This is a genomic window from Streptomyces sp. NBC_01012, assembly GCF_045162755.1.
Lineage (GTDB): Bacteria > Actinomycetota > Actinomycetes > Streptomycetales > Streptomycetaceae > Streptomyces.
Genome location: NZ_CP108688.1, coordinates 2,482,417 through 2,494,101, shown reverse-complemented (window position 1 = coordinate 2,494,101; position 11,685 = coordinate 2,482,417). Strand labels below are relative to the sequence as shown.

Sequence of the window (11,685 nt, the reverse complement as noted above, 5' to 3'; positions counted from 1 at the left end):
GCTCAGACCCCGCGCCGGCCGACCGGGGTGCCGGGCGCACCGGCCGATACGCCGACGGCACCGGAGGGTTCCCCGAGCATGCCGGTCCACATGTCGGCGAAGTCCGGCAGGGTCTTGGCCGTCGTGCCGATGTTCTCGATCTCCACCCCGGCCACGGCGAGGCCGATGATCGCGCCCGCGGTCGCCATCCGGTGGTCGTCGTACGTGTGGAAGGTGCCGCCGTGCAGCGGTCGGGGCTCGATGTGCAGACCGTCGGCGGTCTCCGTGACGTCGCCCCCGAGCCCGTTGATCTCCTTGGTGAGCGCCGCGAGCCGGTCCGTCTCGTGCAGCCGCAGGTGGGCGACGCCGCTCAGGGTGGACGGGGAGTCGGCGAGGGCGGCGAGTGCCGCGATGCCCGGGGTCAGCTCACCGACCTCGCTCAGGTCGACGTCGATGCCGTGGACCGAGCCCGAACCCCTGAACGTGAGGCCGTGTTCGGTCAGCTCGCACGCGCCACCCATTGCGGTGAAGATCTCGCGCAGCGCGTCACCCGGCTGGGTGGTCCGCACCGGCCAGTCGGGGATGGTGACCCGGCCGCCGGTCACCAGTGCGGCGGCCAGGAACGGCTGGGCGTTGGACAGGTCGGGCTCGACGGTCAGATCGCGGCCCAGCAGGGCGGAGGGGGAGACCCGCCAGACATCGGGCTCGCCGCCCGACTCCGGCTCGTCGACCTGGGCGCCGACCGAGCGAAGCATGTCGACGGTCATCCGGATGTGCGGCATCGAGGGCAGCGCCGAGCCGGTGTGGCGGACCTCCACGCCCTGGTTGAACCGGGGCGCCGAGAGCAGCAGCGCGGAGACGAACTGGGAGGACGAGGAGGCGTCGATGGACACCGGGCCGCCGTCCAGCGCGCCCGCGCCGTGCACGGTCAGCGGCAGTGTTCCCCGTCCGTCGTCGTCGATCCGGGCGCCCAGCGACTTGAGCGCTCCGATCACGCCGTGCAGGGGCCGCTCGTAGGACCGCGGGTCCCCGTCGAAGTGGACGGGGCCGTCCGCGAGGCAGGCCACGGGCGGCAGGAACCGCATCACCGTGCCCGCGTTGCCCACGTCCACCCGGGCAGGACCGTGCAGACCCGCGGGGATGACCCGCCAGGCCTCGCCCGAGCCGTCCGGCCCCACGCCCTCCTCGATACCGACGCCCATCGCGCGGAGCGCCTGGGCCATCAGCAGGGTGTCGCGGGAGCGCAGCGGGCGGCGCAGCCAGCCCGGCTCGGAGGACAGCGAGGCGAGGACCAGAGCGCGATTGGTGACCGACTTCGATCCGGGCACGGTGACGGTCGCGTCGACGGCCCCGGTCGCTCGGGGGGCGGGCCAGAGGGCAGGGTGCACGGAACTATCGGTCATGGGCCTTACTTTAGTGGCTCAGCGCAAACCTAGATCCTCAACAAATGGTACGAAACCGGCACGTAATACAAGGGTGGTAGGGGCGCCCGTCCGCCCTCTCCCGCCGGCCCGTTCTCACAGCCCGAGGAGCCAGCGCCCTCCGCCGATCAGCGAGCAGAGCGACACCGCGTGGAAGAGGAAGAGCCATATCGGCGCCGGTGCGTGCGTCAGCCGGGCCAGCTGGTCCGCGTCGGAGTCGGAGGCACCGCCGTAGCGGCGCTTGGACTGCAGCTCGAAGGCCGGGCGCACGCCGCCGAGCAGCAGGAACCAGACCGCGGTGTACGCGAACGCCGACTGGACGTCGGACGAGGTCAGCCAGGACACCAGCAGGAAGGTCGTACCCGTGAGGATGACCGTCAGCGCCCCGTACAGATTGCGGATCATCACCAGCATCACCGCCAGGAGCGCGGTCGCCAGCCACAGGAACAGCGTGATCCGGCCGTTGGTCAGCAGCCAGGCGCCGCCGAGCCCCAGCAGCGGTGGTGCCGTGTAGCCGGACGCGGCGGTGAGGATCATGCCGATGCCGGTGGGCTTGCCCCGGCTGACGGTGAGGCCGCTGGTGTCCGAGTGCAGCCGGATACCGGACAGCTGCCGCCCGGTGAGCAGGGCCACCAGGCCGTGCCCGCCCTCGTGCGCGATGGTGATCGCATTGCGGGAGAGCCTCCATATGAGGTTCGGCACCACCGCGACGAGCGCCGCGGCGGCCGTGACGACCACCAGCCACTGCTCAGGGGCGGGCTGGGTTCCGAATACGCGATCCCAGAGATCGCCGAGGTCGGTGCTGTCCATGGTGCGGGCGGCTCCTTGCGGGTGCTCGAGCAGGTCTTGAGGGATCGGCGTCCACTCGACCGGCGGGTCGTGGCAGTGTGGCACTTATGTGCGGACGGTATGCAGCGAGCCGACGGCCGGAAGATCTGACCGGGCTCTTCGGTGTGGAGAAGTGGGAACCGACGGAGACCTTGGAGCCCGACTGGAATGTCGCGCCGACCAAGGAGGTCTACGCCGTGCTGGACCGTCCTGTGAAGGACGCCGAGGACCAGCGGCCGGTTCGCCAGTTGCGTGCCTTGAAATGGGGGCTCGTGCCGTCCTGGTCGAAGACGCCCGAGGGCGGCGCCCGGATGATCAACGCCCGCGCGGAGACCGTCCACGAGAAGCCGTCCTTCCGCCGCCCCTTCGTGTCGAGGCGCTGCATCCTTCCGGCCGACGGCTACTACGAGTGGGTCACCGGGGCCGACGAGCGGCAGCTGGAGGAGAAGGGGAAGAAGAAGCGGCCCCGCAAGCAGCCGTACTTCGTGACACCCGCCGACGGCTCCGTCTTCGCCATGGCCGGTCTGTACGAGTTCTGGCGCGACCGGACCCTTCCCGGCGACCATCCGGCGGCCTGGTGGGTGACCTGCTCGGTGATCACCACGGAGGCGGAGACGACTCCGCTCGCCGTCGCCCCCGCCGACGGGCCCGCCTCGCTCTCCGACATCCACCCCCGGATGCCTCTGATGCTGCCCCCGGACCGCTGGGACGACTGGCTCGACCCGTCGCACACCGACATCGAGGAGCTGAAGGCACTGCTGGAGCCGCCCCCCGGCGGACTGATGCGCGCCTATCCCGTGCCCACCGCCGTCAGCAACGTCCGTAACAACGGCCCCGAACTTCTGGAGGAGCTCGCCGCGCCTGAGGTGAGCACGCTCTTCTGACCCGGCAGGATGGGTGCGATGAGCCGTACAGCAGCGACAGCGCGCAGGACAGAGAGTGTCGGCACGGACGCCGGAGAGGCCAGGATCACCTGGTACCCCGCGAAGGGCGCCCGTCTGGTGCTCGCCGTCAGCCATGGCGCGGGAGGCGGTATCGAGGCCCGTGACCTCCAGGCCCTGGCCGCAGCGCTCCCGGGCCACCGGGTGACCGTGGCGCTGGTGGAGCAGCCCTGGCGGGTGGCCGGGAAGAAGCTGGCGCCGGCGCCGCGGACCCTGGACACCGGCTGGCGTGGGCTGTGGCCGGCGCTGACGGCCCCCGGGCTTCCCGTCGTCGCCGGGGGACGCAGCGCGGGGGCGCGGGTGGCCTGCCGTACGGCCGCGGAGCTCGGCGCCCGCGCGGTGCTCGCCCTGAGCTTCCCCCTTCATCCCCCGGGCAGGCCGGAGAAGTCCCGCGCGGACGAGCTGCTCGGCGCGGGCGTCCCCACGCTCGTGGTGCAGGGCGGCCGCGACCCGTTCGGGCGGCCGGAGGAGTTCCCGCCGGGGGAGCACGGGCTCGTCGAGGTGCCGTACGCGGATCATGGCTTCGCCGTACCGAAGAAGGCACCGCTGACCGTGGATCAGGCCATGGACCTCCTCGCGGGCGCGGTGGCCGAGTGGCTGGACGGGCTCTCCTGACCACGTTGTCCCGCTCACACTCCCGGCGACCCGCACAGGCCCGGGAATGCGCCGTGGGAGGCGGCTGTTGTGGCTGATGTCGGTACAACGCCGATGTCGGTATGCCGCCGGTGGCGGTAAGCCCGGTCGTACGTGGAGAGGGAGTCCGTCGCATGGGTTCGACCATCTGCCCGAGCCGCTCGAACGCCGCAGGACTGGAGTGGACGGTCCTTCACGCGGCCAGGAGCACTCCGGCGCGCGCCCCGGGCGGAGCCGATCGACAGCCCGCTCAGAAGCAAGGTCGACTATTCTCCGAGGCGAGCGGGTCCGGTTTCGGCTCCGCGACAGCGTTGGAGGAGGTGGGTCCGGTCACAGGGACCGACACAGGGACCGACGACGGCCGTGCGCAGGAGACGACCGCCGAGCGCAACGCGCGCTTCGAGCGGGACGCCCTCGGATATCTGGACCAGATGTATTCGGCCGCGCTGCGCATGACGCGCAACCCCGCGGATGCCGAGGACCTGGTCCAGGAGACCTATGCCAAGGCGTACGGCTCCTTCCACCAGTTCCGTGAGGGCACCAACCTCAAGGCGTGGATGTACCGCATCCTCACCAACACCTTCATCAACTCGTACCGCAAGAAGCAGCGCGAACCCCAGCGGAGTGCCGCCGAGGAGATCGAGGACTGGCAGCTGGCGCGTGCGGAGTCGCACATGTCGACCGGTCTGCGCTCGGCGGAGTCCCAGGCCCTCGACCACCTTCCGGACTCCGATGTGAAGTCCGCCCTGCAGTCGATCCCCGAAGAGTTCCGCATCGCCGTGTATCTCGCCGATGTAGAGGGCTTTGCCTACAAGGAGATCGCGGACATCATGGGGACACCCATCGGTACGGTGATGTCCCGGCTGCACCGGGGACGCCGCCAGCTGCGCGGCATGCTCGAGGACTACGCGCGCGAGCGCGGGCTCGTCCCGGCCGGAGCCGGTGAGTCGGACGACAGGAAAGGCTCGGCCTCATGAGCTGCGGAGAGCCGCACGAGACGGACTGCTCAGAGGTTCTCGATCATCTCTACGAGTTTCTCGACCATGAGATGCCCGAGGGCGACTGCACCAAGTTCGAGGTGCACTTCGAGGAGTGCTCCCCGTGCCTGGAGAAGTACGGCCTCGAACAGGCCGTGAAGAAGCTGGTCAAGCGCTGCTGCGGGCAGGACGACGTCCCGGCCGACCTGCGCTCGAAGGTGATGGGGCGGATCGACCTGATCCGTTCCGGGCACGCCGTGCCCGAGCAGGACGTGGCCGTGGGCGGCGCCGACCGTCCGGCCGCCGCCGCGGAGTGACGGCTCCCGCTGCTCCGCGCGCCTGACGCTGAACCCCGGTCATGTCACCCGAATGTGCTAATCCGGCCCGTTCGGGCCCTGCCCCACCTCCAACTCGCTAGCCTGGCGCCGTCATTGACCAGGCTGGGGGCGGGCGGTACGGGTGAGGGGCACACCGGGGGCGGCGCGCCTCCACATCCTGTGCGCGGTGGTCTGTGCCGCGCTCTGCGCCCTTCCCGCACTGTCCCCCGGGGCCGACACGCCCTGGGGCACGCTCGGCCTGCTGGCCGCGCTCCACACCGCCTGTGAACTCCCGGGCCGCTGCCGTGTCTTCGGCAGCTCGGTGCCGATCAGTGCCGGATCGTTCTTTCCCCTGCTGCTCGCGGCTGCCTTCCTGCTGCCGCCGTCCGCCGCGGTCCTGGTCGCCGTACCCGGTGCCCTCGCGGGCCGGGTGGAGCGGCCGCCCGCCGCGGCGCGCCGTGTCTGGCGGGCCGCTCAGCTCGCCCTGACCGTGGGCGCCGCCTCCTGGACGTACGGCTTCCTGGGCGGGCCCGCCACGCTCGGCGGTTCATCGGCGGGCGCGGGACCCGACCTTCCGTACGCCCTCCTGCCGGCCTGCGCGACCGCGCTGGTCTTCAGCCTGGTGCTGGCCGCGCTGGACGGCGGAATCCTCGTCACGGCCGAGCGCGTGGCGGTCGGGCACGCCTGGCGCGGACTGCCGGCCCGCTCGGTCGGGCCGCACCTGGTGCACGCGCTGGCCGGGCTGATGATGGCCGTCCTGTGGCACAGCTCCTACGGGCCGCTGTCCGCACTGGTCGTCCTGCTGCCCATGTACATCTCCTGCTGGGGCTTCGCGCAGTACCACCGCCAGCACGCCGCCCACCGTGCCACCATCAGGGCGCTCGTCCAGGCCGTCGACATCAAGGACGGCTACACCCGGGGACACAGCGAGCGGGTGGGCCGCGCCTCCGAGCTGATCGCCCGGGAACTGGGCATGGAGGAGGAGCGGATGGAAGCCCTCCGCTTCGCCGGCATCCTGCACGACGTCGGCAAGCTCGGCGTCCCGACCCGGGTGCTGCGCAAGGACGGTCCGCTCACCCCCGAGGAGCGCCGCGTCATCGAGCTGCATCCCGAGTACGGCCACGAGATCGTCCGGGGCATCGGCTTCCTGGACGAGGCACGCGCCGCGATCCTGCACCACCACGAAAGGCTCGACGGCAGCGGCTATCCGTACGGCCTCGTCGGGGACCGGATCCCCGAGTTCGCCCGGGTCGTCGCCGTCGCCGACGCCTTCGACGCCATGACATCGACGCGCTCCTACCGGCGCGGCCGGCCCGTCCCGGCGGCCGTCGACGAACTGAGGCGCTGCGCCGGAAGTCAGTTCGACCCCCGCATGGTCCGTGCGCTGGCGCGCGCCCTGGACCGGCACGGCTGGTCCGCCGCGGCCAACACGGTCACGTCGGACGAGGGGCCGGCGGGGCTGCCCGGACAGCGGACGGGGGCACGGCCGCCCGTCGCCGGGTCGCCCGAGCGGCCGGGACAGCACCGGTGACCCCGGCCCACCCGCCGGCGACGGCCCTCGCGGTCCGCGGCGCCGCACTGGTCCTCGCGCTCGTCGCGCTCGGGCACACCCTGTGGAACGGTGTCGTCGAGCCCGGCCACGCCCTCGCGTTCGGGGTGCTGATCACCGTCGGGGAGCTGGCCCGCTGGGGCGCCCTGCCCGACGAGCGTGAGCCCGCACCGCTCGGGGCGGCCGGATCACTCGCATACGCCCTGCTCGGGCGCAGTGCGGGAGAGGAGACGTCGCACGGTGTGCTCCAGGTGGTCACCGTCGTCGTCGCCGCGCAGCTCCTCGCCTCCGTGCCCCACATGGCGCGGGGCAGCGGCCCGGGGCCCGACCAGGCGGCCCGCCGGGTGCTGGCCGTGGGCTTCGCCGCCGTGTGCTTCCAGCCGCTGCACCACGCGGGCCGGACGGACCGCTGGTTCGGCGAGGGACCGTACTTCGCGCTCTTCCTGCTCGTGCTGCTCGTCCTGACCGCCCTCTGCGACGCGGTACTGACCGCCCTCACCGCCGGGACATCCCGGCCGTACGGGCCGCAGCTGCGCGACGAGCTCCGTGCGCTCAGCGGCATCGGTTCGGCGGTCTGCGCGACCGGTGCGGTGATGGCGCTCGGGGTCGCCGTCGCGGGGCTGTGGGCGCTGCCCGTCCTGTGTGTGCCGCTGCTGCTCACCCAGGTGTCGTTCCGCAGATACGCCGCCGTGCGTACGACGTACCGGCAGACCATCGCCTCGCTGGCCCGGTCCACGGAGATCGCCGGCTACACCCCGCACGGGCACGCGCGCAGGGTGGCCGGGCTCTCGACGGCCGTCGGGCGCGAGCTGGGGCTCACAGGGCCCGAGCTGACCGTGCTGGAGTACGCGGCGCTGATGCATGACATCGGGCAGCTCTCGCTCGTCGACCCGGTGGCCGACGGGGCGACCGTCGTCCTCCCGGCGACCGAGCAGCGCAGGATCGCGCTGCTCGGAGGCGCGGTGGTCCGGCAGACCGGGGTGGACCCCGCGGTCGCCGTGGTGGTGGAGCAGCAGGCGGATCCGTACCGGGAACAGCAGACGGCCGCGCGAATCGTCCGGACGGTCAACGCGTACGACGACCTGTGCGGGGAAGGCGTGAAGGGGTCCCTGGGCGCTCTGGAGCAGCTCAGGCTCGGCACCGGCCTCGACTACCAGCCACAGGTGGTGGAAGCACTGGCCAGAGTCCTGGCGCGGGGCGGTCTGACCCCGGTCGGTACTGGGTAACCCATGGGTAATGAGCGAGCGTCCGGCCGGGCATGGTTGGATGCGAAGAGAGCGGAAAACGAGGGTGTCCAGTCGGGACAGGCGGGAATCGTGAGGATCTTCGGGAAGGTACGGCATCGGCCGTCCGCCTCATGGCGGCAGGCCACGGACCGCGCGTTCACGCTGATCGGCGACGGCCGGTACGAGGACGCGGGGGCGCTGCTGACGCGCGCGGCGGACCTGGAGCCCTGGCTCTCCGAGTCCTGGTTCAACCTCGCGCTGCTGCACAAGTTCCGGCACGACTGGGAACAGGCGAGGGCCGCGGGACTGCGTGCGGTCGCCCTGCTCGACCGGGAGTCCGGCGCCCCGGACTGGTGGAACGTCGGCATCGCCGCCACCGCGCTCCAGGACTGGCCGCTGGCGCGCCGGGCCTGGCAGGCCTACGGGCTGCGGGTGCCGGGCAGCGGTCAGCACAACGCGGCGGCCAACAGCGAGCCCACGGGCATGGACCTGGGCAGCGCCGCCGTGCGGCTCTCGCCCGAGGGTGAGGCCGAGGTCGTCTGGGGACGCAGGCTCGATCCGGCGCGGATCGAGGTGCTGTCGATCCCGCTGCCGTCCTCGGGGCGCCGCTGGGGCGAGGTCGTCCTGCACGACGGGGTGCCGAACGGCGAGCGGATCACCGCGGCCGGGCCGTCCTACCCGGTCTTCGACGAGATCGAGCTGTGGGCGCCCTCCCCGGTCCCCACCTGGGTGGTCCTTCTGGAGGCCGCCACCGAGGCCGACCGGGACGCGCTGGAGCGGCTCGCATCCGATGCCGGCTTCGCCGCCGAGGACTGGTCGTCCTCCGTGCGGCTGCTCTGCCGTGCGTGTTCGGAGAGCCGGATGGAGAGCGACGAGGGCGACGGCGCGCACCAGGACCCGCACGATCACAGCGAGCCGGGCCACCCCGGGCCCCTGGGACACCGCACCGCGGGTGCCCTCTGGGTACCGGAGCGTGAGTGCGGCATAGCGGCACCGGCCGGGCTGGTGCGCGGTCTGCTGGACGGCTGGGTGGCGGACAGCCCGGACAGCCGTGAGTGGCGGGATCTGGAAGAAGTCTGCTGACCGGTGCCCGTAGGCTGTACGCGCACCGTTTCCGGTGCGGGTATTTCACGGGTTCAGGGTTGCAGGAAGGCGAACGGCGGACATGTCGCAGCAGGAGACGGACGAGCAGACCGGTGTGGACGACGAGGGATACCTCGTGGACACCGAGGACTGTGAGGCGCGCGAGGAGGCGCACCGGGAGCGCGGCACGTCCCGCCCCATCACGGTGGTCGGCAATCCGGTCCTGCACAAGGAGTGCAGGGACGTCACGGAGTTCGACGACGAGCTCGCGCGGCTGATCGACGACATGTTCGCCAGCCAGCGGACCGCGCAGGGCGTGGGCCTGGCCGCCAACCAGATCGGCGTGGACCGCAAGGTCTTCGTCTACGACTGCCCGGACGACGACGGAGTGCGGCACGTCGGAGCGATCTGCAACCCGGTGCTCGAGGAGCTCGCGCCGGAGCAGCGCAACCTCGACGACTCCAACGAGGGCTGCCTCTCCGTGCCCACGGCGTACGCCGCGCTCGCCCGCCCCGACTACGCATCCGTGCGCGGCCAGGACGCCCGGGGCAACGCGGTGCGGGTGCGGGGCAGCGGTTACTTCGCCCGCTGCCTCCAGCACGAGACGGACCATCTGTACGGCTACCTCTACATCGACCGGCTCTCGAAGCGGGACCGCAAGGACGCGCTGCGGCAGATGGCCGAGGGCGAGCCGCGCTACGAGGTCGTCCCGAACGACTGAGCGTCCGCCTGCCGATGACAGGGCCCGCCGGATTCCCGGTGCGGCCCTGTCTGCGTCCCGGCAGGCCGGGGCGCGCGGAGAAATTCGTCAACAGGCGTTCTTTCAGGCGTAGTTGACGCGGGTAGATACCTTCCGACAGGGTCGCTCCGACAGCTCACTCCACAGCTCTCACTCCACGACAGGGGGACCTGATGTCTCGACGTGTCCTACGTGCACTGCTCGGATTTGTCATGATCATGGCTGTGTGTGTCGGTGGTGGTCTGGCCACCGCGGGCACCGCCCAGGCCGACGGCTGTTACACCTGGTCCCGGACCCTCAAGGAAGGGATGAAGGGCAGCGACGTCACCCAGCTTCAGATCAGAGTGTCGGGCTACCCGGGCTACAACGCCGTCCTGGCCATCGACGGCTCCTACGGCCCCGCCACCAAGGCCGCGGTCAAGCGCTTCCAGTCCGCGTACGGCCTCGCCTCCGACGGTGTCGCCGGGCCGGACACGCAGTCGAAGCTCTACGCCCTCCAGGACAACGACTGCACCCCGATCCACTTCACCTATCCGGAGCTCAACAAGTGCAACAGCACCTGGGCCGGCGGAAAGGTCGCGGCCGGTACCGCGAAGGCGAACGCGCTCAGCAGCATGTGGAAGCTGGAGGCGATGCGGCATGCGCTCGGTGACAAGTCCATCCGTGTCACCAGCGGATTCCGGTCCGTCTCCTGCAACTCCTCGGTCGGCGGAGCGTCCAACAGCCGCCACATGTACGGTGACGCCGTCGACCTCGGCGTCTCGCCCCACTCGCTGTGCACCATGGCCAAGCAGGCCCGTAACCACGGGTTCAACGGGATCCTCGGCCCGGGCTACCCCGGCCACAGCGACCACGTCCATGTGAACCAGGGCCCGAACCACCACTGGGACGCCTCGCAGTGCGGCGTCTGACCGCACACCTCGTCCGACCGCCGGCTCTCCGCCCGGCCCGCTCCGTCACGCCGCCTCGGTCACACCGTCCGGTCCGCGGAAGGTGCGGCGGTAGGCGTTCGGAGTGGTGCCGAGCGACCGTACGAACTGATGGCGCAGCGCCGCGGCGTTGCCGAAGCCCGTCCGGCTCGCGACCGTGTCCATGGTCTCGTCCGAGGTCTCCAGCAGGTGCTGCGCCAGCAGTACGCGTTGCCTGAGCAGCCAGCGGTACGGCGTGGTGCCGGTCTCCTGCTGGAAGCGGCGGGCGAAGGTCCGGGGCGACATGTGTGTCTGGGCGGCCAGCTGTTCGACGGTCATCTCCTGGTCGAGATGGCGTTCCATCCAGGCGAGGGTGTCTCCGACCGTGTCGCACCGGGTGCGGGGGAGCGGGCGCTTGATGTACTGCGCCTGCCCTCCGTCCCGGTGCGGGGGGACCACCATGCGGCGCGCGATGGTGTTCGCGACGGCGGGGCCGTGCGCCTGGCGGACCAGGTGCAGGGCTGCGTCGATGCCCGCGGCGGTGCCGGCCGATGTGATGACAGGGCCGTCGTCCACGTAGAGCACGTCCGGTTCCACACGGGCCCTCGGGAAGCGGCGGGACAGCTCGTCGGCATGCTGCCAGTGGGTGGTGCAACGGCGGCCGTCGAGCAACCCGGCCGCACCGAGGACGTAGGCGCCGGAACAGACGCTCAGCACCCGCGCACCGCGCTCCACGGCCCGGCGCAGGGCATCCAGGACCTCCTCGGGGTACGACCGCTCCATGAAGTGGCTCCCCGCCGGTACGGCGATGAGGTCGGCCTCCTCCAGACGGTCCAGACCGTAGGGGGTGCTGATGGTGAAGCCGGCGTGTGTCCGGAGGACCGGACCTTCGGCCGACACCACCGCGAAGTCAAGGACCGGCAGCCCCTCGTCGGACCGGTCGAGTCCGAACACCTCGCACAGGACGCCGAGTTCGAAGGGGTGGACCTCGTCGAGCAGCAGAGTGGCGACGTTTTGCAGCATGAGGTCAGTGTGGCAGCAATTCGAGGGTCCCTGACAGTCCTGCCACTGCCGGAATCCTGGC

Annotated in this window: 12 protein-coding genes; 9 read left to right on the top strand and 3 right to left on the bottom strand. The window is 71.4% G+C overall.

Annotated features, from left to right (window positions below; genetic code table 11):
- Nucleotides 1-2: 2 nt before the first annotated feature.
- Both aroA and OG623_RS10860 read right to left on the bottom strand, forming a co-directional pair.
- Nucleotides 3-1,382 carry a 3-phosphoshikimate 1-carboxyvinyltransferase gene (gene aroA / locus OG623_RS10865; RefSeq protein WP_406146046.1) on the bottom strand — a complete coding sequence of 460 codons (1,380 nt, stop codon included), beginning with the start codon at nucleotides 1,380-1,382 and terminating at the stop codon, nucleotides 3-5.
- Nucleotides 1,383-1,496: 114 nt separating this feature from the next.
- Complete coding sequence (locus OG623_RS10860) at nucleotides 1,497-2,210, bottom strand: M50 family metallopeptidase (protein ID WP_406146045.1); 714 nt, start codon at nucleotides 2,208-2,210, stop codon at nucleotides 1,497-1,499.
- An 86-nt stretch (nucleotides 2,211-2,296) separates the two neighbouring features.
- Between OG623_RS10860 and OG623_RS10855 the strand changes: the two genes are divergently transcribed.
- From OG623_RS10855 to OG623_RS10815, 9 genes are all read left to right on the top strand, one after another.
- A complete protein-coding gene (locus tag OG623_RS10855) occupies nucleotides 2,297-3,112 on the top strand; it encodes an SOS response-associated peptidase (protein ID WP_406146044.1) in 816 nt (271 codons plus the stop codon).
- Nucleotides 3,113-3,130: 18 nt separating this feature from the next.
- Nucleotides 3,131-3,784 carry an alpha/beta family hydrolase gene (locus tag OG623_RS10850; RefSeq protein ID WP_406146043.1) on the top strand — a complete coding sequence of 218 codons (654 nt, stop codon included), beginning with the start codon at nucleotides 3,131-3,133 and terminating at the stop codon, nucleotides 3,782-3,784.
- 338 nt (nucleotides 3,785-4,122) lie between these two features.
- On the top strand, nucleotides 4,123-4,779 hold the full coding sequence (locus tag OG623_RS10845) for a sigma-70 family RNA polymerase sigma factor (protein ID WP_033298180.1): 657 nt from the start codon (nucleotides 4,123-4,125) through the stop codon (nucleotides 4,777-4,779).
- Nucleotides 4,776-5,096, top strand: a complete 321-nt coding sequence (gene rsrA, locus OG623_RS10840) for a mycothiol system anti-sigma-R factor (protein ID WP_406146042.1) — start codon at nucleotides 4,776-4,778, stop codon at nucleotides 5,094-5,096. Before OG623_RS10845 ends, rsrA begins: the two co-directional genes overlap by 4 nt.
- Nucleotides 5,097-5,238: 142 nt before the next feature.
- Nucleotides 5,239-6,627 (top strand): HD-GYP domain-containing protein, encoded by a 1,389-nt coding sequence (locus OG623_RS10835; protein WP_406146041.1) that lies wholly within the window; start codon nucleotides 5,239-5,241, stop codon nucleotides 6,625-6,627.
- A complete protein-coding gene (locus OG623_RS10830) occupies nucleotides 6,624-7,871 on the top strand; it encodes an HD-GYP domain-containing protein (RefSeq protein ID WP_406146040.1) in 1,248 nt (415 codons plus the stop codon). The genes OG623_RS10835 and OG623_RS10830 overlap by 4 nt, the downstream gene beginning before the upstream one ends.
- Before the next feature lie 90 nt (nucleotides 7,872-7,961).
- On the top strand, nucleotides 7,962-8,954 hold the full coding sequence (locus OG623_RS10825) for a tetratricopeptide repeat protein (protein WP_406146039.1): 993 nt from the start codon (nucleotides 7,962-7,964) through the stop codon (nucleotides 8,952-8,954).
- 82 nt (nucleotides 8,955-9,036) lie between these two features.
- Complete coding sequence (gene def / locus OG623_RS10820; protein ID WP_406146038.1) at nucleotides 9,037-9,675, top strand: peptide deformylase; 639 nt, start codon at nucleotides 9,037-9,039, stop codon at nucleotides 9,673-9,675.
- A gap of 191 nt (nucleotides 9,676-9,866) precedes the next feature.
- Nucleotides 9,867-10,604 carry a D-Ala-D-Ala carboxypeptidase family metallohydrolase gene (locus OG623_RS10815; RefSeq protein WP_406146037.1) on the top strand — a complete coding sequence of 246 codons (738 nt, stop codon included), beginning with the start codon at nucleotides 9,867-9,869 and terminating at the stop codon, nucleotides 10,602-10,604.
- 45 nt (nucleotides 10,605-10,649) lie between these two features.
- Here OG623_RS10815 and OG623_RS10810 read toward each other — a convergent pair whose 3' ends face one another.
- Nucleotides 10,650-11,624: a GlxA family transcriptional regulator gene (locus tag OG623_RS10810; RefSeq protein WP_406146036.1), complete on the bottom strand. Its 975-nt coding sequence runs from the start codon at nucleotides 11,622-11,624 to the stop codon at nucleotides 10,650-10,652.
- Nucleotides 11,625-11,685 lie beyond the last annotated feature (61 nt).

Coding starts and splice junctions, on each gene's coding strand:
- aroA (WP_406146046.1), bottom strand. CDS start 1,382: ATGACCGATAGTTCCGTGCACCCTGCCCTCTGGCCCGCCCCCCGAGCG.
- OG623_RS10860 (WP_406146045.1), bottom strand. CDS start 2,210: ATGGACAGCACCGACCTCGGCGATCTCTGGGATCGCGTATTCGGAACC.
- OG623_RS10855 (WP_406146044.1), top strand. CDS start 2,297: ATGTGCGGACGGTATGCAGCGAGCCGACGGCCGGAAGATCTGACCGGG.
- OG623_RS10850 (WP_406146043.1), top strand. CDS start 3,131: ATGAGCCGTACAGCAGCGACAGCGCGCAGGACAGAGAGTGTCGGCACG.
- rsrA (WP_406146042.1), top strand. CDS start 4,776: ATGAGCTGCGGAGAGCCGCACGAGACGGACTGCTCAGAGGTTCTCGAT.
- def (WP_406146038.1), top strand. CDS start 9,037: ATGTCGCAGCAGGAGACGGACGAGCAGACCGGTGTGGACGACGAGGGA.
- OG623_RS10815 (WP_406146037.1), top strand. CDS start 9,867: ATGTCTCGACGTGTCCTACGTGCACTGCTCGGATTTGTCATGATCATG.
- OG623_RS10810 (WP_406146036.1), bottom strand. CDS start 11,624: ATGCTGCAAAACGTCGCCACTCTGCTGCTCGACGAGGTCCACCCCTTC.